This is a genomic window from Streptomyces panaciradicis (assembly GCF_023516615.1).
Lineage (GTDB): Bacteria > Actinomycetota > Actinomycetes > Streptomycetales > Streptomycetaceae > Streptomyces > Streptomyces panaciradicis.
In genome coordinates, this window is record NZ_JAMGBF010000078.1 from 35,418 (window position 1) to 54,700 (window position 19,283).

Annotated in this window: 15 protein-coding genes; 6 read left to right on the forward strand and 9 right to left on the reverse strand. The window is 73.6% G+C overall.

Features of this window, described 5'->3' with window-relative positions; genetic code table 11:
* The first annotated feature begins 92 nt into the window (after positions 1–92).
* Positions 93–1,454 carry a transcriptional regulator gene (locus M8J74_RS24820; protein ID WP_249838571.1) on the forward strand — a complete coding sequence of 454 codons (1,362 nt, stop codon included), beginning with the start codon at positions 93–95 and terminating at the stop codon, positions 1,452–1,454.
* Here the strand turns inward: M8J74_RS24820 and M8J74_RS24825 are convergent.
* Positions 1,451–3,193 (reverse strand): pyruvate dehydrogenase, encoded by a 1,743-nt coding sequence (locus M8J74_RS24825; RefSeq protein ID WP_249838572.1) that lies wholly within the window; start codon positions 3,191–3,193, stop codon positions 1,451–1,453. The two genes, M8J74_RS24820 and M8J74_RS24825, sit on opposite strands and share 4 nt — an antisense overlap.
* A gap of 66 nt (positions 3,194–3,259) precedes the next feature.
* Complete coding sequence (locus M8J74_RS24830; protein ID WP_249838573.1) at positions 3,260–4,669, reverse strand: PP2C family serine/threonine-protein phosphatase; 1,410 nt, start codon at positions 4,667–4,669, stop codon at positions 3,260–3,262.
* Positions 4,670–5,148: 479 nt separating this feature from the next.
* On the opposite strand from M8J74_RS24830, the gene M8J74_RS24835 reads away from it, so the two are divergent.
* Complete coding sequence (locus M8J74_RS24835; RefSeq protein WP_249838574.1) at positions 5,149–6,132, forward strand: helix-turn-helix transcriptional regulator; 984 nt, start codon at positions 5,149–5,151, stop codon at positions 6,130–6,132.
* 36 nt (positions 6,133–6,168) lie between these two features.
* On the forward strand, positions 6,169–6,651 hold the full coding sequence (locus tag M8J74_RS24840) for a DUF456 domain-containing protein (RefSeq protein WP_058922296.1): 483 nt from the start codon (positions 6,169–6,171) through the stop codon (positions 6,649–6,651).
* A 13-nt stretch (positions 6,652–6,664) separates the two neighbouring features.
* Here M8J74_RS24840 and M8J74_RS24845 read toward each other — a convergent pair whose 3' ends face one another.
* The 7 genes from M8J74_RS24845 to M8J74_RS24875 all read right to left on the reverse strand — a co-directional run bounded on the left by M8J74_RS24845 (position 6,665) and on the right by M8J74_RS24875 (position 15,650).
* Entirely contained in the window at positions 6,665–7,147 is a 483-nt protein-coding gene (locus M8J74_RS24845; RefSeq protein ID WP_249838575.1) for a methylated-DNA--[protein]-cysteine S-methyltransferase, read from the reverse strand.
* 6 nt (positions 7,148–7,153) lie between these two features.
* A complete protein-coding gene (locus M8J74_RS24850; RefSeq protein ID WP_249838612.1) occupies positions 7,154–8,536 on the reverse strand; it encodes a DNA-3-methyladenine glycosylase 2 family protein in 1,383 nt (460 codons plus the stop codon).
* Positions 8,537–9,477: 941 nt separating this feature from the next.
* Positions 9,478–10,584, reverse strand: a complete 1,107-nt coding sequence (gene rsgA / locus M8J74_RS24855; RefSeq protein WP_249838576.1) for a ribosome small subunit-dependent GTPase A — start codon at positions 10,582–10,584, stop codon at positions 9,478–9,480.
* Positions 10,585–10,777: 193 nt separating this feature from the next.
* On the reverse strand, positions 10,778–12,262 hold the full coding sequence (locus M8J74_RS24860) for a cellulose-binding domain-containing protein (RefSeq protein ID WP_249838577.1): 1,485 nt from the start codon (positions 12,260–12,262) through the stop codon (positions 10,778–10,780).
* Between the two features lie 218 nt (positions 12,263–12,480).
* Positions 12,481–13,824 (reverse strand): radical SAM protein, encoded by a 1,344-nt coding sequence (locus tag M8J74_RS24865; protein WP_249838578.1) that lies wholly within the window; start codon positions 13,822–13,824, stop codon positions 12,481–12,483.
* 58 nt (positions 13,825–13,882) lie between these two features.
* Positions 13,883–14,545 carry a pyridoxamine 5'-phosphate oxidase family protein gene (locus tag M8J74_RS24870; protein ID WP_249838579.1) on the reverse strand — a complete coding sequence of 221 codons (663 nt, stop codon included), beginning with the start codon at positions 14,543–14,545 and terminating at the stop codon, positions 13,883–13,885.
* 97 nt (positions 14,546–14,642) lie between these two features.
* On the reverse strand, positions 14,643–15,650 hold the full coding sequence (locus M8J74_RS24875; protein ID WP_249838580.1) for a hydroxyacid dehydrogenase: 1,008 nt from the start codon (positions 15,648–15,650) through the stop codon (positions 14,643–14,645).
* A gap of 109 nt (positions 15,651–15,759) precedes the next feature.
* On the opposite strand from M8J74_RS24875, the gene M8J74_RS24880 reads away from it, so the two are divergent.
* The 3 genes from M8J74_RS24880 to M8J74_RS24890 all read left to right on the forward strand — a co-directional run bounded on the left by M8J74_RS24880 (position 15,760) and on the right by M8J74_RS24890 (position 19,282).
* Positions 15,760–17,013 carry an FAD-binding protein gene (locus tag M8J74_RS24880; protein WP_249838581.1) on the forward strand — a complete coding sequence of 418 codons (1,254 nt, stop codon included), beginning with the start codon at positions 15,760–15,762 and terminating at the stop codon, positions 17,011–17,013.
* A gap of 101 nt (positions 17,014–17,114) precedes the next feature.
* Positions 17,115–18,278 (forward strand): MFS transporter, encoded by a 1,164-nt coding sequence (locus M8J74_RS24885; RefSeq protein WP_249838582.1) that lies wholly within the window; start codon positions 17,115–17,117, stop codon positions 18,276–18,278.
* Positions 18,275–19,282, forward strand: a complete 1,008-nt coding sequence (locus M8J74_RS24890; protein WP_249838583.1) for an ABC transporter ATP-binding protein — start codon at positions 18,275–18,277, stop codon at positions 19,280–19,282. The genes M8J74_RS24885 and M8J74_RS24890 overlap by 4 nt, the downstream gene beginning before the upstream one ends.
* Position 19,283: the final 1 nt, after the last annotated feature.

Here is a 19,283-nt window from a genome sequence, read left to right on the forward strand (position 1 = left end):
GTTCGGCGGTGGTGGAACCATCCCAGCCCATCTGACGTGCAGGTACAGGAAGTGCCTGGGATACGGGGACGCGACGCGACGACGGGGGAACGGTGTCGGCTGGGGACGAGGTCGAGGAGTTCGCGGCGCTGCTGCGCCGGCTGAAGGACCGTACGGACCGGAGTTACGGCTCCCTGGCCCGGCGCCTGCACATGAACACCTCCACGCTGCACCGCTACTGCGCGGGAGAGGCGGTACCGCAGGAGTACGCCCCGGTGGAGCGCCTCGCCGCGTTCTGCGAGGCGACACCGGAGGAACGCCTGGAACTGCACCGGCTGTGGCTGCGCGCGGTGGCGGCGCGCCAGCGCCCACGGCCGACGGGGGTGGGCGCACCGGAGGACGCGGAGGGCTCCGAGGGCACGCAGGCCGCGGAGGGCACGGCTGCGGCGACGGGGTCGACGCCGACGCCGACGGATGAGCCGGCCGTCGCGGAGGACGCCGGTCCGGCGGGCGGGGCGGAGCCCGCACCCGGGCCTGCTGCCGGGCCGCGTCGCTGGTACCGGCGGCGGCGGATGCTGGTGTCCGTCGGGGGCGTATGCGTGCTGCTCGCCTCGCTGGGCGGTCTGTCCGCCCTGTCGGACGACGGGTCTCCGCGGGCGCGGACTCCGCGCGGCATGACGGCGCCCGGGACGACGGCGCCGGGTGCGCCGTGGCGCCCGCCCAAGCCTTCGGCGGGCTCCTCCTCCACCGCGGCCCCCGGTAGTCCGTCGCCCGGGGCCGGGAAGAAGTCCGGCGCCTCGCCTTCCGCGGGCGGCGGTCCCAGCGGAACCGGCGAGCGGGCCACCGGGCTTCCTCTCGCCTGGACCGTGGACTCCCAGGTGTGGCAGGGAGGCTGCGGTCACGACTACGTCATCGACAAGCCGCCCGCCGAGGTGCCCCCGCCCCCGGTCCAGCAGGACGCCGGGACCTGGGCGGCGACCCAGGGCGCGGTGCACGGGCGGCAGACCCTGGTGCAGGTCTCCGTGCAGGGGCGCTCGTCGACGGCCGTCGTCCTGGAGGCCCTGCGGGTACGGATCGTCGGCCGGGGACAGCCCCTGACCGGCAACTCCTACGCGACGGACCAGGGCTGCGGCGGCGAGCTCACGCCCCGCAGCTTCACCGTGAACCTCGACGCCGACCGCCCCGTGGCCCGGCCGGCGGCCGGCGCCGACAGCGCACACACCCTCCCCGCCGTGCACTTCCCCTACCGCGTCTCCGCCCAGGACCCCGAGGTGCTGCTCGTGGACGCGACGACGCGCGCCCACGACGCCCGCTGGTACCTCGAACTCGACTGGTCCTCCCAGGGCCGCAAGGGCACGATCCGCATCGACGACCACGGCCGCCCGTTCCACACGACCGGCATCGCGGACCTGCCGCGCTACTGGTACGGCACGAACGAGACCGGCGAGCGCGCCTGGGTCCCGTACGACAGTTAGGGCCTGGGCACGTTGCGGAGGTTGGAGCGGGCCATCTGGAGCATGCGTCCCACTCCGCCGTCCAGGACGATCTTCGACGCCGACAGGGCGAACCCGGTCACCATCTCGGCGCTGATCTTCGGCGGGATCGACAGGGCGTTGGGGTCGGTGACGATGTCGACCAGGGCGGGGCCCTTGTGCTTGAAGGCGGACTTCAGGGCCCCGGCGAGGTCCTTGGGCTTCTCCACCCGCACCCCGTGGGCGCCGCACGCGCGGGCCACGGCCGCGAAGTCGGGGTTCTTGTTGGTGGTGCCGTAGGAGGGCAGCCCGGCGACCAGCATCTCCAACTCCACCATGCCGAGGGAGGAGTTGTTGAACAGGACGACCTTGACCGGCAGGTCGTACTGCACCAGCGTCAGGAAGTCGCCCATCAGCATGGAGAATCCGCCGTCGCCCGACATCGACACCACCTGCCGGCCGCGGTCGGTGAACTGGGCGCCGATCGCCATCGGCAGGGCGTTCGCCATGGAGCCGTGCGAGAAGGAGCCGATGACCCGGCGGCGGCCGTTGGGTGAGATGTAACGGGCGGCCCAGACGTTGCACATGCCGGTGTCGACGGTGAACACCGCGTCGTCGTCGGCGAGTTCGTCCAGGACGGAGGCCACGTACTCGGGGTGGATGGGGACGTGCTTGTCGACCTTGCGGGTGTAGGCCTTGACGACGCCCTCCAGCGCGTTCGCGTGCTTCTTCAGCATCCGGTCGAGGAAGCGGCGGTCGGTCTTCTCCTTCACCCGCGGGATCAGGCAGCGCAGGGTCTCGCGCACGTCGCCCCAGACGGCGAGGTCGAGTTTCGAGCGGCGGCCCAGGTGCTCCGGCCGGACGTCGACCTGGACGATCGTCACGTCGTCCGGCAGGAAGGCGTTGTAGGGGAAGTCGGTGCCGAGCAGGATCAGCAGGTCGCACTCGTGGGTGGCCTCGTAGGCGGCGCCGTAGCCGAGCAGACCGCTCATGCCGACGTCGTAGGGGTTGTCGTACTGGATCCACTCCTTGCCGCGCAGGGCGTGTCCGACCGGTGACTTGATCTTCCCGGCGAACTCCATGACCTCGGCGTGGGCGCCGGCCGTGCCGCTGCCGCAGAAGAGGGTGACCTTCTCGGCGCGGTCGATCATGTCGGCCAGCCTGTCGATCTCGGCGTCGCCCGGCCGGACGGTGGGCCGGGAGGTCACCAGCGCGCTCTCGGCGGCCCGTTCGGGGGCGGGCTGGTCGGCGATGTCGCCGGGAAGGGAGACGACGGCGACGCCCGAGCGCCCGACGGCGTGCTGGATGGCGGTCTGCAGCAGCCGCGGCATCTGTTTGGGGCTGGAGATGAGCTCGCTGTAGTGGCTGCACTCGCGGAACAGCCGGTCGGGGTGGGTCTCCTGGAAGTAGCCGAGGCCGATCTCGCTGGAGGGGATGTGCGAGGCGAGGGCGAGCACGGGCGCCATGGACCGGTGGGCGTCGTACAGACCGTTGATGAGGTGCAGGTTGCCGGGGCCGCAGGAGCCGGCGCACGCCGCGAGCTTCCCGGTGATCTGGGCCTCGGCGCCGGCCGCGAAGGCGGCGGTCTCCTCGTGGCGGACGTGCACCCAGTCGATGGCGGCATTGCGGCGCACGGCGTCCACGACGGGGTTGAGGCTGTCGCCGACGACGCCGTAGAGGCGCTTGACTCCCGCTCGGACGAGGGTGTCGACGAACTGTTCGGCGACGTTCTGTTTGGCCATGGTGCTGTCTGCCCCTTCGGTCTCCGACAGATCCCTACGGGGTACATGAATTCACAACCGCCCGCGTCACGCCTCCCAAACGGCGGCGGCCGTACGGTCGTCCGCGTATCCCTTGACCCGGACCTGGGTGTCGGCGAGGAACGCGGCGAGCCCCGGCGGGGTGGGGCCGGACCACCGGCCCGTCAGATAGCGGCACAGGTCGGGTTCGCCGCGCAGGGGTTCCGCGAGGCCGCCGGTGCACATCAGGAGTGTGTCACCCGGGTGGGCGATGGAGGCGCGGAAGCGGAAGGGTTCCCGGGGCGGCGGCGGGGCGGGTTCGTAGGGGCTGGGGGGCGTCGGGATGCCCAGGTCCATCGTCAGGCGGTCGCCCTCGGGGGTCTCGGCCGGCAGTGAGCCGAAGCCGACGACCGGTTCGCCGGTGGCGTCGGTGACGCGGGGTTCGATGTCCTGCCAGTCGCCGTCCCTGAGGCGGAACAGTCCGCCGTCCCCGACGCCGAAGAAGACGCGCGTGCGGCACTCGGGGTCCGCGGGCAGCAGCAGGCAGCGCAGGGTGGCCGCGTACTCCTCGGGGTCGATGCCCTGTTCGGCCGCGCTGGCGCGGAGTTTGCCGAGGCTGCGGTCGGTGAGGCGGTGCAGGCCGGACTTGAGGTCGCCGCGACGGCCCGCCCGGATGTCCTCGGCGAGCCGGGCGTGGCTGCGGCCCACGGCCCGGCCGATCCAGTGGCAGGCCTCGGCGGCGGCGCGGTGGGCGCCGGGGGTGGCCCGGGCGCCGGTGGCCATCGCGACGAGGACCAGGGCGTGTTCGGCGGTGCCGAAGCGGGCGGTGAGGAGGGAGTCGCGGCGGGGCTCGCCCCGGTAGCGGGCGGAGTCGCCGCGGACGGAGGCGGCGCGCAGCGTGCAGGCGCCGTAGCGGGCCCCGTCGAGGACGGTGTCGGCGACGAGGTCGTCCAGGTCGTCGGGGTCGGCGGGCGGCAGCGCGGTGGGTTCGGCGTCGTAGGTCGGCGGACCGGAGCCCACGTAGTCGACGGGGGGCGGGGCAAAGGCGGGGAGGTCCAGGTGGGTGGCCGGGTGGGGCGGGTGCGCGGAGTCGTCCTGGGCCGGTGGCGGGGGTGGGATGTCTTGGGCCCGGGTCCCCGGGGCCGGGCCCGCCGGCGGCCGAGGCGGCGGTGCGGGGGCTTCGGGCGGAGGGGGGAGCGCCGTGCCGACAGCCGTGGAGGTCCGGCTGGACGGAGGCTGTTCGGGAGGTGGTGTCTCGGTGCTCCTGGACCGCTGTTGCGGAACCCCTGGGCCCGCCCCGGGATCGGTGTCCTCGCCCCGCTCCCCCGCCCCGGCGTGCACCGCTCCCGCCGCCGAGGCGAACCGGTCGTCCAGTGTGTCGGCCGCGGGGGTGGGCCCCGTGTCCTCGGTGGAGTCGTCGTACAGCTGTCCCCACCAGTCGTCGTCGTGCCCGGTGGGCCTTCCCCCCTGCTGACTCATGCCCCTAATTGTCCACCGCCGGGGCCGGATGAAAACGGGGCATGGGGAAAATGCCGCACGGCACGCCGCGTCGAACGGCGTGTCGAGTGAGCCGTCGAACGCGAGTGCGGGGGAAGTCGCCGGGCGGCTCCACCCCCCACGGGAGAGCCGCCCGGCGACCACCGGGGTGACCCGGGCCCGGATCCCCTGCGTGCCGGCGGTGCGCCGACGGCACGCTCACGGGCCCGGATCACGTTGTGGATGACCGGATCACGTCCCGATCCGGTCGGACCGGAACCGAGTGTGACCCGGTTCCCTGGAGACGAGCTGTGCGTCGGCCCGGGATTCCGCCGCAGGCGGGCGGGGCCGACAGGGTCGTGCCGCCACCTTGGCAGAGTGACGGGCGGTACGGCGATGATGTGCCGAGGCGGGTTCGCGCCGTGGCCGGTTTCCGCCACGCGCGACCCGAGGGGCTTGGGTCCGGGGAGGGACGACACCGCATGCTGGCAGTGCTGGGACTGGACGAGACGCACGAGTCGGCGTACCGGGCGCTGGTGTCGGTGGGCGCCGCCGACGTACCGGATCTGGCCCGGCGGCTGACGCTCGGCGAGCACGACACCGAACTCGCGCTGCGGCGGCTGGAGCGGCACGGGCTGGCCGCCCAGTCGTCGGCGCGGCCGGGACGGTGGGTCGCGGCGCCGCCCGGCGTGGCGCTCGGCGCGCTGCTCACCCAGCAGCGGCACGAACTGGAGAAGGCGGAACTGGCGGCCGCGCTGCTCGCCGAGGAGTACCGGTCGGCCGCCGCCGAGCCCGCCGTGCAGGATCTGGTCGAGGTGGTGATCGGTGCGGGCGCGGTGGCCCAGCGGTTCCTGCAGATGCAGCTGGGGGCGAGCGACGAGGTGTGCGCGCTGGTCACCGGCCGCCCCTCCGTCGTCTCCGGGATGGAGAACGACGCCGAGGAGCAGGCGGCGGGCCGCGGGGTGCGCTACCGGGTGGTGGTCGAGCGGTCGGTGCTGGACCTGCCGGACGGGATGACGGAGCTGTCCGCCGCGCTGGGCCGGGGCGAGGAGGTGCGGGTGGTGGACCGGGTGCCGACCAAGCTGGTGGTGGCCGACGGTTCGCTGGCCCTGGTGCCGCTCGCCCACGCCGCGGAGCCCGCCGCGCTGGTGGTGCACGCGAGCGGGCTGCTCCAGCTGCTGTCCGGGCTGTTCGAGTCGGTGTGGCGGGACGCGCTGCCGCTGCGGTTCGGGGCGGCCGGGGTCACCGAGCGGGAGCCGGACGGCCCCGACGCCACGGATCTGGAGGTGCTGTCCCTGCTGCTGGCCGGGCTGACCGACGTGAGCGTGGCGAAACAGCTGGATCTGGGGCTGCGGACCGTGCAGCGGCGCGTCAAGCGGCTGATGGAGCTGGCCGGCGCGACGACCCGGCTGCAGCTGGGCTGGCATGCCTACGAGCGGGGCTGGGTGACCCGGGACCGGCCCTGACCGGCACATGCGGCGCGGCTCGGGCACCCTGGGCTCATGGGAGTGTGGGACCTCGTGCTGGTCGGCCTGGTCCTTCTGCTGGGCCTGTGCGGGGTGCTGGTGCCCGGGGTGCCGGGGTCGTGGCTGGTGTGGGCCGCGATCCTGTGGTGGGCCCTGAAGGATCCACGGCCGCTCGCCTGGTGGGTCCTGGTCGGCACCACGGTCGCGCTGCTGCTCTCCCAGGTCGTGCGCTGGGCGCTGCCGCCGCGGCGGCTGCGGGCCGCCGGGGCGACGGCGCGGATGGGCGTGTACGCGGGTGCCGGCGCGTTCCTGGGTTTCCTCCTGTTGCCCGTGCTGGGCGCGATCCCCGGCTTCATGGGCGGCATCTATCTCGGTGAGCGCCGGCGTCTGGGCGGGCACGGCGAGGCCATGGCGGCCCTGCGCACCGCGATGCGCTCGGGCGGTTCCAGCGTGCTGGCGGAGCTGTTCACCTGCCTGCTGATCGCCGGGGTGTGGCTGGGCGCGGTGCTCCACGGCTGACGGGCCACGGGGCCTAGAGGCATCCCTCCAGGGTGAGCAGTCGCACCTTGCGTTCCAGGCCGCCCGCGTAGCCCGTCAGGGCGCCGTTCGCGCCGATCACCCGGTGGCAGGGCCGCACGATGAGCAGCGGGTTGGCGCCGATCGCGCCGCCGACGGCCCGGACGGCCGCACGGGGCGCCCCGATCCGCGCGGCGATCTCGCCGTACGTCGTGGTGGCGCCGTAGGGGACGGAGTCCAGGGCGGCCCACACCCGCTCCCGGAACTCGCTTCCCGCGGTGCTGAACGGCAGCCGGAAGTCCTTCAAGTCCCCGGCGAAGTAGGCGCCGAGCTGTTCCTCGGCGTCACGGAACAGGGCCGGTTCGTGCCGCCAGTCCGGCGCCGGCTCACGGCCGTTCCGCTGCCCGGGAACGGAGACGGAGGTCAGGGCTCCGGTGGTGTCGGCGGTGATCAGCAGGGCGCCGACGGGGCTGTCGACACGGGTCCACAGGGTGGTCATCGCGGTTCAGTCCAACTCTCCTGCTGCGCGCAGGTGTCGTAGGGCGTACGAGCGCCAGGGGCGCCAGGTGTCGGGCACGTCCGGGCCGGGCGGGGCGACGTCGGGGTCGCCGAGTGCGCGGGTGCGGATCGCGGCGACGGCGGCGGGGTCCATGCCGGGCAGGGCGAGCAGGGCGGCGTGCGCCTCGTCGCGGTCGGCGCCCGGATCGAGACGCAGGGCGCCGTCGGCGAGGGCCGCGGTGAGGGCGCCGAGGGTGCCGTCGGGTTCGGCCTCGGCGAGGACGGCCGGTTCGGGGAAGAGGTGGGTGAGGCTGCCGGTGGGCGAGTCGAGGGCCTTGCCGTACCGCCGTACCAGCCGTTCGCTCGTCCGCGGCCCCACCAGGGCCCGTACGGCCGCCTCGTCCGCGTCCGCTGCGCCCGGCGAGCGCAGGCCCGGGCGGGCGGCGACGAGGGGGGCGAGCCGTGGGTCGGCGCCGAGCCGCTCGTCGATCGCGTACGGGTCGGAGTCGAGGTCGAACAGCCTGCGCAGCCGGCCGACGGCGGTGGTGAGGTCGCGCGGGTCGGTCAGCTGCAGGCGGGCCTCCAGCCAGCCGCCGGGGTGCGCGGCGGACGCGGACCCGGACCTGCCCGGCCGTTCGCCGACGGCGACGACGCCCGTGCCGTGCGGGAGGCGGAGGGTGCGACGGTAGGTGCGGCGGCCGCGCTCCCCGCTCACCTCCTCCACGCCGGGAACGGCCTCCTCGGCGAGCAGGTCGAAGACGGCGCCGGTCTGGTACGGGCCGCGGTGGGCGAGCCGCAGCGGGATTCCCGCGGCGGGGCGGCGGCCCCGCTGCCGGGGCGCCGCGGCCCGCAGCTCGCTCGGTGTGGAGGCGTAGACCTCGCGGACGGTGTCGTTGAACTGCCGGACGCTGGCGAAGCCCGACGCGAACGCGATCTCCGTGATCGGCAGGTCGGTCGTCTGCACCAGCACCCGCGCGGTGTGCGCCCGCTGGGCCCGGGCCAGGGCGACGGGTCCGGCCCCGAGCTCGGCGGTCAGCTGCCGCTGCACCTGGCGGGCGCTGTAGCCGAGCCGCCCGGCGAGCCCTGCGACGCCCTCGCGGTCGACGACGCCGTCCGCGATCAGCCGCATGGCGCGGCCCACCACGTCGGCGCGGGCGTTCCAGTCGGCGGATCCCGGCACGGCGTCCGGGCGGCAGCGGCGGCAGGCCCGGAAGCCGGCGCCCTGGGCCGCGGCGGCCGTGGCGTAGAAGCGGACGTTGCGGCGCTTCGGGGTCACGGCCGGGCAGCTGGGACGGCAGTAGATGCCGGTCGTCTCGACGGCGAAGAAGAACTCGCCGTCGAACCGCGCGTCACGGCTCCGCACGGCCTCGTACCTGGTGTCCTCGTCCATCACGCATCCAGTGTGCGCCGCACGGAAAGCACAAGGCTGGCGGAAATCAGACACGACACCCACCGGGCGCGGGGCAGCCCGAGACCCACGCCCCGCACGGCCATGGCCACCCGGGGTGCGTCTGAGGCGGCCCCCCTACCGGCCAGGCGGGGGCCGGCCGGGAGAGCGCGCCCGGTACAGCAACTGCACCCCGCCGGGAACGGCGCCCGCCCGGGAAGGGCGCCCCGCTTGGGAAGGGCGCCCGCCCGGGGAGGGCCCCGCTCGGGAAAGGCGCCCCCCCAGAGAGGGCACCCCGCGCACGAACTCCGCCCCACTCGGGAAGGACGCCCGGATCAGGAACCGGTCCCCGCCGGGAAGGGCGCCCCGGCCCGGGGAAAGCGTCCGCTCGGGAGGGAGCCCCACGCAGGAACTCCGCCCGGCCCGGGAACTCCGTCCCACTCGGGAAGGACGCCCCGATCAGGAACCGGACCCCGCCGGGAAGGGCGCCCCGGCCCGGGGAAAGCGTCCGCTCGGGAAGGGAGCCCCACGCAGGAACTCCGCCCGGCCCGGGAACTCCGTCCCACTCGGGAAGGACGCCCGGACCAGAAACCGGACCCCGCCGGGAAGGGCGCCCCACCCGGGAACGCCGCCCGGCCCGGGAACTCCGTCCCACTCGGGAAGGACGCCCGGATCAGAAACCGGACCCCGCTGGGAAGGGCGCCCGCCAGGGGAAGGCGCCCCGCCGGCAGAGCGCGCCCCGCCAGGGGAAGACGTCCCGCTCGGAGAGGGCGCCCCGCCCAGGAACGGCGCCCCGCTCAGTCCTGTACGCCCGGGGTGCGTCTGGGGCACCGCCCCGGCCGGCCGTCGGCCAGGCGGGGGGCGCCCGGGAGGGGCACCCCCTTCAGGAGATGCACCCCGCCAGGGAAGGGCACCCCGTGCGCCACCCAGGCACCGCGCGCCCCTCACATGCGGCGGCCCCTTTTCAGTTCCATGGCTGCCCTGCCCTCCGCGCCCTTGCGCTTCCAGTCGCGGCGGAGTTCCGCGCGGGCTCGGGCGTCGGTCTTGGCCACGATCCACTGGTTCTCGCGGACCAGCTTCCGGTAGCTCTCCAGCCGTCGTACCTGGAGTTCCCCGGCGTCCACGGCCGCCAGTACCGCGCAGCCCGGTTCGGCGCCGTGCGCGCAGTCGTGGAAGCGGCACTGCTGGGCGAGTTCCTCGATCTCGGCGAAGACCTGCCCGACGCCGCTCTCGGCGTCCCACAGGCCGACGCCGCGCAGTCCCGGCGTGTCGATGAGCACTCCCCCGCCGGGCAGGGCGAGCAGGTTGCGGGTGGTCGTCGTGTGGCGGCCCTTGCCGTCGACGTCCCGGATGGCCTGGACGTCCATCACGTCGGCGCCGACGAGCGCGTTCACGAGGGTGGACTTGCCCGCGCCGGACTGGCCGAGCAGCACGGTCGTGCCGTCGCCGACGGCGGCGCGCAGGACGTCGAGTCCGTCGCCGTCCACGGCGCTGACCGGCAGGACGGTCACGCCGGGCGCCGACAGTTCCACGTCCTGGACCAGGTGGGCCCGGGTCACCGCGTCCGGCACGAGGTCGGCCTTGGTGAGGACGACGAGCGGCTGGGCGCCCGACTCCCAGGCCAGCGCGAGGAACCGCTCGATGCGCCCGAGGTCGAGCTCGGCCGCGAGCGACACCGCGACGATGGCGTGGTCGACGTTGGCGGCGAGGATCTGCCCCTCGGACCGCTTGGAGGAGGTGGAGCGCACGAAGGCGGTGCGGCGCGGCAGATACGTACGGACGTAGCGGGGGTTGCCGCCCGGTTCGACGGCGACCCAGTCGCCGGTGCACACGACCCGCAGCGGGTCGTGCGGGGTGACGAACGCCGTGTCGGCGCGCAGCACCCCGTCGGCGGTGACCACGTCGCACTGGCCGCGGTCGACCCGGACCACGCGTCCGGGCAGCAGTCCTTCGGTGGCGTACGGGGCGAACGTGTCCGCCCATGCCTCGTCCCAGCCGTAGGGAGCGAGCGCGGAAAAAGCAGAAGCGGAGAAAGCAGAACGGGAAGTCAAGGGTGACCCTTCACAAGGGAGGCCCCGGCGACAGGTTCGGTGAGGTCAGCCGGCGGCCACGGAGGTGGACGTGATGATCTGGATGCGGGCAGCGCTCGTCGCAAAGACAGCCATCGGTCAACACCTCCTCTTTCCTCGGTTCAGGGTCGTTCCTCGAACCGGCGCAACAGTAGCCCGCCGCGCCGGTGTCCCGTCAACCGGTTTTCTCGCAGGGGTGCCCGTTCAGCGTGAAGTCGTAGGGCGGCGAGTTCTTGGTCTTCCAGGAGGCGAGGAACCCGAAGGAGAGCGTGCCGCGTGCGGGGACGGCCTTGTTGTAGTCGGCGGCGGTCGCCGTGACGCGGTCGCCGGTCTGGGCGACGGTGGCGTCCCACATCTGGCCGACCTGCTGGCCGTCCTTGAAGGACCAGCCGACGCTCCAGTTGGTCAGCGCCTTCGTCGTGGTGACGGAGACGGTGGCCTGGAAGCCGTCGGGCCACTCGTTGACCAGGTCGTAGCCGACCGTGCAGGTGGCCGCTTCCTTCACGGTGGCACCGCCGCCGCCCGCGGCGGACGACGACGTGCCCTGGGGTTCGGGGTCGGGCTTGCCGTCGTCGCCGCCCTTCGCCCCGGACACGGTCGTGGTGGGGGACGGCGAGGCGCTGCTCGGGGAGGAGGTGACGGGCGGCGGGGAGGGGCGGGGGGCGGCGACGGGGCTGCTGTCGGACGGGGTGTCGCCCGCCGTGATGTCGCCGTCCGCGCCGCCGAACGGCATCAGGGACACGGCCAGCGCGAGGAACGAGACCAGGACGGCCGCGACGAGGAGGCCGTTGCGCACGGTGCGCGCCCGGTCCGCGCCGGACTTGGGCTCGCCGTTCTCGCCCTCGGCGGGGTCGGGGCGCCCGGCGCCGAGCCGCACCTCGGCGGCGCGTCGGCGGCGCTCCAGGTAGGCGAGGCCGCCCCAGCCGATCACGCCGCCGGCGAGGGCGGTGGGGAGTCCGCCGCCGTGCGGGCGCAAGCACGCGGCGGCCTCGGCGCAGTCCACGCAGGTGGCGAGGTGGCGCGAGAGGTCGGCGGGGATGTCGGCGCCGGGCGAGCGGGTGACCGCGTCGAGGAGGCGGGCGTAGCTGCGGCAGTTCGCGTCCAGCGGCGTGTCGAGGTGGGCGCGGTGGCAGCGGTCGCGGAACAGGCGGCGTACCTCGGTGAGTTCCTCGCCGACGAGCGCGGGGTCGAGGCCGAGCCGGCGGGCCACCACGGAGTGCGGCAGTGCCTCCACCTCGGCCAGCCACAGCAGTGTCGCGTCCGCGTCCTGCAGGTCGCGCAGGGCGCGCAGGGCGAGCGGGCGTTGCAGCGGCGGCCCCGTGTAGCGCGTGGCCTTCTCGGAGTTCAGCCACAGGCGCAGGTCGGGGTCGAGGTCGTCGCCCTGTCCGCTCTCCTCCCAGTCGGCCGCCGTGCTGCGCACGGCGGTCAACAGCAGCGGGATCATGGGCAGTCGGGGTGAGCGGCGGCCGGTGCCTCGGGCGACGGGTCCGCTCTCCGTGTCGCGGACCTCGCGTATACCGAGCGCGAACGCCTCCGAGGCCAGCTGTGTGGCAGCGGTGGCGCCGGCGGTGCACAGGTCGGCGTAGGAAAGCACCGCGTCCCAGCACTCGGAGAACAGCGCGGCCTCGGCGGCGTCCTTCGGGGTCGGCAGGTCGGGCATGGGTCTCCTGCATTGAAAGCGAGGTCAACTCACCATGACGGCAAAGGAGTTGGGGGGAACCTCGCGGCAGGGCAGGAGCCTTTCACGTTTTTCTCACAACTGACAAGCGCTGTGTTCAGTTGTCCTGACAGACCCCTGTGGAACCGCCGCCGGGCCACAACTCCCGCCTCATGTACGCAAGGAGACCACGCTTCGACTCACCGTGCCCAGAGGTTCGCTCAGACCTCCGCCGTCTCCTCCGCGCTCTCGTCCGTCGTCTCCCGCGCCGGAAGGCTGTCCATGAAGGAGCTGACGGAGAACACGGCACGGCCGGGTCCGGGCGGGCCGTAGCCGGGGGGCGAGGACAGGCCGAAGTCCTCCATGGTCTGCCGGTAGGCCTGCAGCAGCCGGATGTGGTACTCCAGCGGCGCGCCCGCCGGGTTGGCCTTGCCGAGCGGCGTCGTGGGCTCGGGGCACCAGGTGGTGAAGCGGGGCGTGATGCCGTTCGACATGAAGAAGCGCAGGCCCTCGGTGGTCGAGTCGATCGCCTCGTCGACCGTCTTGAACCCGAAGGGCTCGGCCATCTCCACGCCCGCCACGAAGTTGGGGATGACGTTGCGCGCGCCGAAGACGTCCGCCGAGTCCAGGATGCGCCGGTGCCACTCGTCCCGGCCGACGTACCGCTCCTTGCCCGGGCAGTACATCTTGAACAGATACTCGTCCCACACCTCGTAGTTGGGGTGGTAGATCTGCACGCCGTAGTCCTTGAACCGCTGCACGTCGTCCTTGGGCAGCGCCTGTGCGACGACCTTGCCGATCCAGCGGCCCGGGAAGCGCTCCTCGATGGCCTTGGCGTAGTGGCCGTAGAAGTCGGCCTCGTCCCGCCCGGAGACCGTCTTGGTGATCGCGCCGCCGGTGAGCGTGTAGGCGGTGGACGCCTTGGCGGTGTCGTACCGGTCGATGATCTCCAGGGCCTCCAGCACCTCCTCCACGTCCTTGACGCCCGTGTACGGCCGCCCGGCCGCCTTGTGCTGGCGCCAGTTGTGGTTGATGTCGCAGTACTGGCACTCCTCCTTGGCGCCGAAGTACTGGCAGACCCGGAAGACGGTGAGGTAGATCAGGTAGCCCCACTGGATGGTCGGGGCGACCTCCATGACCGACTTCCCGTTGGACAGCTTGTGCCGGTAGTACTCGGGCATGGGCGGCACGCCGACGTCGGCGATGCGCTTGCCGTCGAGGTAGAGGCCGAGCACCCCTTCGTCGTTCGCGGCGACGCGGTACGGCGAGGACGGGTTCACGCGCACGGAGACGACGGTGCGGCGCAGGTCGTAGGGGCCGCCGGTGAGGATGATCTCCTCCGGGGGCCGGCGCAGGGCGGCCTCGCCGAGCTCGGGCAGGGTGCCGTGGTCGAAGGAGAAGATGAAGTACGACTTCGGCTTGACCTCGCCGCCCTCGTTGTCGCTGAGCGCGGAGGGGTCGAAGGCCACACCACCACGCAGCAGGTCCTCTTTGAAGACGGCTTCCCGCGGTACCTGCGGAAACCGCTCCATCAGATCCTCGACCAGTGCGGTACGGCTGCCCATCCCCACTCTCCTCCCGGCTCAGGCGTTCGACTCCCCACCGTATGCCCCCGCCCGGCGCTCAGCCGTGGCGGGCCCCCTCACGGCGCGCGATGTGTCCTGGTATCGGCCGGCCGGGCGGCAGCAGCGGGTCGGGCACCGGGGTGTCCCAGGCCGAGGTCAGCGGCAGGGTGCCGGCCCACAGGCCCAGCTCCGCGTCGGGGCCGTCGCCGTCGTCGGGGGGCCCGGTGCGGATCTTCACCGAGGCCTGTTCGAGGGAGAGGGCGAGGAGCGTGGTGGCGGCGAGCTCCTTGCGGCTGGGGCGGCGGGCGTACGACCACTGGCCGGGCGCCGCGTGCTCGGTGAGCAGCCGCAGCCCGGTCAGCTTCTCCTCGGGGTCGGTGACCTTGCGGGCCTCGCCGTGGATCATGGCGCTGCGGTAGTTGACGCCGTGCTCGAAGACGGAGCGGGCGAGGACCAGCCCGTCCACGTGGGTGACGGTGACGCACACCGGGGTGCCGCCCGCGAGGCTGCGGCTGGCCACGGAACCGTGCAGGTAGAGCTGCCGCTCGTCGCGGCCGTAGACCGTCGGCACCACCAGCGGCCGGCCGTCGACCACCACACCCAGGTGGCAGACGAACCCCGCGTCGAGGACGGCGTCGAGGTCGGCACGGTCGAGGCTGCCCTGTTCGCGCAGGCGGCGGTGCCGGGTGAGGTCGGTCTCCGGAAGCGATTCGCGCGTCATGCGGCGAAAAGCTACCGATATCGCAACTGGAACGCTAGATATATGCGGATAGCTCTGCGCAGCACCGAATTCGCTACGACATCCGCAGGAGACCTGCTCAGGCTTCCCGCTCCAGCACCCCCGGGTCCACGGGATGGGCGAGTCCCTCACCCGCGAGCAGCCGGGCGGCCTCCTGGGCGACCGTCATGCCGAGGCGGGCGAGCTCGTTGCCCTGGGAACCGGCGAGGTGCGGGGTGACGAAGGCGCCCGGGAGGTCGTAGAAGGGCGAGTCGGCCGGGAGCGGCTCGGGGTCGGTGACGTCGAGGACGGCGTTCAGCCGCCCGGTGCGGACCTCCTCGAGGAGGGCGTCATGGTCGACCAGACCGCCGCGGGCGGTGTTGATCAGGGTCGCGCCGTCGGGCATCAGGGCGAGTTCGCGACGGCCGAGCAGACGGCGGGTCTGCGGGGTGTCGGGGGCGTGGACGGTGACGATGTCCGAGGTGCGCAGCAGCTCGTCCAGCGGCAGCAGCGGGACGCCGAGCTCGGCCGCCCGGCCTTCGGTGACGTACGGGTCGGTCAGGCTCACGCGCAGGTCGAAGGGGGCCAGCAGGGCGATCACGCGGCGGCCGATGCGGGAGGCGCCGATCACGCCGACGCGGCGGCCGTGGTTGCCGATGCCGGGGACGACGCCCCAGCCGTGCCGGCCCCGTTCGGCGCGCAGGCGTTCCCGGGCGGCGAGGACGTCCTTCCCGGCCAGCAGGATCATCGCGAGGGTGTACTCGGCGACCGGGATCGCGTTGGCGTCGGCCGCCGAGGAGACCACGATGCCGCGCCGCCAGACTTCCGGCGTGGTGAAGCCCTTGACCGAGCCCGCCGAGTGCAGGACGGCCCGCAGCCGGGGCGCCGCGTCGAGGACGGCCGCGTCCAGGCGGGGGCAGCCCCAGCCGGTGACCAGGATCTCGGTGCGGGCCAGCGCCTCGCGCACGCCCGCCGCGGTGAAGTCCTCGGCGATCAGGTCCGGGTCGACGTCCACCGCCTCGCGGAGCCGGGCCAGCACCCGCGGCGGGAAGACGAGCGGCAGATTGCCCGCGGTCATGGCGAACAGGGCCCGGGGACGCTGGGACAAGGGGGTGGCCCTCCGGCTTCGCGAGGAAGTTGTAGAAAACGCTCTCCACGGTAGGCGGCGGCGAATGAGAGGGTCAACGTGCACACACTTCTCGGGAGGGACGGCAGGGATGACGGAGACGGTCACCAACTGGGCGGGCAACATCACCTACACGGCGAAGGAGCTGCACCGCCCCCACTCGCTCGACGCGCTCGGCGCGCTCGTGGCCGGCGGCTCCGCGGTGCGCGTGCTGGGCAGCGGGCACTCCTTCAACGAGATCGCCGAGCCGGGCGCGGACGGCGTCCTGCTCTCGATCGCCGCCCTGCCGCCGGTGATCGACGTGGACACCACGGCCCGTACGGTACGGGTCTCGGGCGGCGTCCGGTACGCGGAGCTGGCGCGCGCGGTGGACGCCCAGGGGCTCGCGCTGCCCAACATGGCGTCCCTGCCGCACATCTCGGTGGCCGGCTCGGTCGCGACCGGCACGCACGGCTCGGGCGTCGGCAACGGCTCGCTGGCGTCGGCGGTGCGCGAGGTCGAACTCGTCACGGCGGACGGGTCGACGCTCACCGTGGGGCGGGGCGACGAGCGGTTCGACGGCGCCGTGACCTCGCTGGGCGCCCTGGGTGTCGTCACCGCCCTGACCCTGGACCTCGAACCGTCGTACCGGGTCGAGCAGCACCTGTTCACCGAACTGCCGCTCGCGGGGCTGGACTTCGAGACGGTCGCGGCGGCCGCGTACAGCGTGAGCCTGTTCACCGACTGGCGGGAGCCGGGCTTCCGCCAGGTGTGGCTGAAGCGGCGCACCGACCAGCCGCTGCCGGACTTCCCGTGGGCGGTGCCCGCCACCGAGAAACTGCATCCCGTGCCGGGCATGCCGGCGGTCAACTGCACCGAGCAGTTCGGGGTGCCGGGGCCCTGGCACGAGCGACTGCCGCACTTCCGGGCGGAGTTCGTGCCGAGCAGCGGCGCCGAGCTGCAGTCGGAGTACCTGCTGCCCAGGGCCTGCGCCCTCGACGCGCTGCACGCCGTGGACGCGATCCGCGCGACGGTCGCGCCCGTGCTGCAGACCTGCGAGGTGCGGACGGTGGCCGCCGACGCGCAGTGGCTGAGCCCCGCGTACGGACGCGACACCGTGGCGCTGCACTTCACCTGGATCGAGGACACGGCGGCCGTGCTCCCGGTGGTGCGGCGGGTGGAGGAGGCCCTGGACGGCTTCGACGCGCGGCCGCACTGGGGGAAGGTGTTCACCGTGCCGGCGGGCGTGCTGCGCAGCCGGTATCCGCGGCTGGGGGACTTCCGTGCGCTGGCACGGGAGCTGGACCCGGCGGGGAAGTTCAGCAACGCGTTCGTGCGGGACGTCCTGGGGGAGACCGCTTCGTAAGGCCCATTTTTTAACCCCTTGTCGAACAGCTCCGGCGGGTCATAGCCTGGCGCCGCCGGTGGCCGTCGTGGCCCGGCCGGACGTTCTGCGGGGGAGACCGGGTGACGGACACGGAAGTGCGGTCCGGCGCGGCCGGACGGCTGTTCAGCCGGCCGGCCGCGGTCGCGTCCTGCGTCGGGTTCGTCCTCATCGGCATGCTCCAGGCGCTCTTCGGGCCCGCGGTCCCGGGCCTGCGCGAGGAGTTCGGCCTGTCGCCCTCGGGCGCGGGCCTCGGCCTGAGCCTGCACTTCGCGGGCGGCGTGGCCGGCGTCCTCGCCTTCAACGCGATCCACGCCCGGATCAGCAACAGGGCCCTGCTGTCCGCGAGTTACGCGCTGATGGCGGTGGGCGCCGCCGGCTTCGCGCTGGCCCCGGCCTGGCCGGTCGCGCTGGCCGCCGCCTTCCTCGGCGGCCTGGGCTTCGGCGGCATCGACTACGGCCTCAACCAGCTGTTCGCGGTCGGCTTCGGCCACCGCTCCACGGCCATGCTGAACGTCCTCAACGCCCATTTCGGCATCGGGGCGGTCCTGGGGCCGGCGGTGGTGGCGTGGGCCGGGCCCGGCGACTACGCGTACGCCTTCGGCGGCTGCGCCGTCCTCGCCGGAGTGCTGGCGCTGTGCACGAGTGGCGTGCGCACGCACCCCGCCGAACCGGAGGAGCCGAAGGCCGGGTCGCCGGTCCTGTCCCGTGTCCTGACCGGCTTCCTCGTCCTGTACGTCCTCAACGTCGCCGTCGAGGCGGGCGTCGGCGGCTGGGAGCCCACCCATCTGGAGACCGTCGGCTACAGCGCGACCGTGGCCGCCTCGGCGACGTCCGTGTACTGGCTGATGCTGACCGCGGGCCGGTTCCTCGTCGTGCCGGTCGCCCTGCGGCACTCCCCCGAGCGCATCCTCGCCCTGTGCGCGGCCGGCATGACGGCGTGCCTGCTGCTGTCGCTGGTGGCGGGGGCGGCGCCGGTGGCGTACGCGGGCGTCGGGTTGTTCATCGCGCCGGTCTTCCCGACCGGGCTGCCCTGGCTGAACAGGGCGCTTCCCCAGGCCAGGCGTGCCGGCGCCTGGGTCATCGCCGCGTCGATGATCGGCGGAGTGGCGGCTCCCCCGCTGCTGGGAGCGGGCATCGAGGCCTCGGGCATCCACGCGGTCCCCTGGCTGCTCGCCCTGCTCTCCGCCGCCTCGCTCGTGGCGACCGCGTGGTTGATCCGACTCACCCGGAGGTCCGTCGATTGAGCGGCAGCATCGAGGTGCGGGGACTGTCCCGCGCCTTCCGTTCCACCGTCCGCCGTCCCGGTTTCGCGGGGGCGCTCAGATCCCTGATCGACCCCGAGCGGGTCACCAAGTACGCCGTCAGCGACATCACCTTCGACGTGGCCCCGGGCGAACTCCTCGCCCTGCTCGGCCCGAACGGCGCCGGCAAGTCCACCACCATCAAGATCCTCACCGGCATCCTCACCCCGACCGCGGGCGAGGCCCGGGTCGCGGGCGTCGTCCCCTACCAGGAGCGGGAGCGCAACGCCCGTAACATCGGCGCGGTGTTCGGGCAGCGCACTCAGCTGTGGTGGGATCTGCCGGTGCGGGAGTCGTTCGCGATCCTGCGCGACATCTACGAGGTGCCACGCGCCGAACACGCCGCCCGGTTGCGGGAGTTCGACGACCTGCTGGAGCTGTCGGCGTTCTGGGACACCCGGGTGCGGCATCTCTCGCTGGGCCAGCGGGTGCGCTGCGACCTGGCAGCCGCCCTGCTGCACGACCCTCCGGTGGTCTTCCTGGACGAGCCGACCATCGGCATGGACGTGGTGGTCAAGGAACAGGTGCGGGAGTTCCTGCGGCACCAGGTCGAACAGCGCGGCCGTACCGTCCTGTTGACCACGCACGACATGACGGAGGTGGAGCGGCTCGCCGAGCGGGTCGTGCTCGTCAACCACGGCCGGCTCGTCCTGGACGGCACCCTCGACGAGATCCGCCGCACCTACGGTTCGACCTGGCAGGTGCGGGTGACGCTCGCCGACGCCCACGCCGCCGTCGTACCGCTGCCGGGCATCGCGCTGCTCGGCAGGGACGGCCCGAGGGCCGTGTTCGGCCCGGACGGCTCCGGCGCGCCGACCGTCCACCAGGCCCTCAAGGCGGTCATCGAGCGGTACGAGGTGACGGACGTCGCCATCGACGAGGCGGACCTGGAGGACGTGATGCGGGCCGCCTACGTCCATGCCGGCCCCGCCGTCGAGGAGGCCTGAG

Bases quoted from the DNA above. Each gene is read 5' to 3' on its own strand.
- M8J74_RS24840 (WP_058922296.1), top strand. From the start codon at position 6,169: ATGGGAGTGTGGGACCTCGTGCTGGTCGGCCTGGTCCTTCTGCTGGGC.
- M8J74_RS24865 (WP_249838578.1), bottom strand. From the start codon at position 13,824: ATGGGCAGCCGTACCGCACTGGTCGAGGATCTGATGGAGCGGTTTCCG.
- M8J74_RS24860 (WP_249838577.1), bottom strand. From the start codon at position 12,262: ATGCCCGACCTGCCGACCCCGAAGGACGCCGCCGAGGCCGCGCTGTTC.
- M8J74_RS24845 (WP_249838575.1), bottom strand. From the start codon at position 7,147: ATGACCACCCTGTGGACCCGTGTCGACAGCCCCGTCGGCGCCCTGCTG.
- M8J74_RS24825 (WP_249838572.1), bottom strand. From the start codon at position 3,193: ATGGCCAAACAGAACGTCGCCGAACAGTTCGTCGACACCCTCGTCCGA.
- M8J74_RS24830 (WP_249838573.1), bottom strand. From the start codon at position 4,669: ATGAGTCAGCAGGGGGGAAGGCCCACCGGGCACGACGACGACTGGTGG.
- M8J74_RS24880 (WP_249838581.1), top strand. From the start codon at position 15,760: ATGACGGAGACGGTCACCAACTGGGCGGGCAACATCACCTACACGGCG.
- M8J74_RS24835 (WP_249838574.1), top strand. From the start codon at position 5,149: ATGCTGGCAGTGCTGGGACTGGACGAGACGCACGAGTCGGCGTACCGG.
- M8J74_RS24870 (WP_249838579.1), bottom strand. From the start codon at position 14,545: ATGACGCGCGAATCGCTTCCGGAGACCGACCTCACCCGGCACCGCCGC.
- M8J74_RS24850 (WP_249838612.1), bottom strand. From the start codon at position 8,536: ATGGACGAGGACACCAGGTACGAGGCCGTGCGGAGCCGTGACGCGCGG.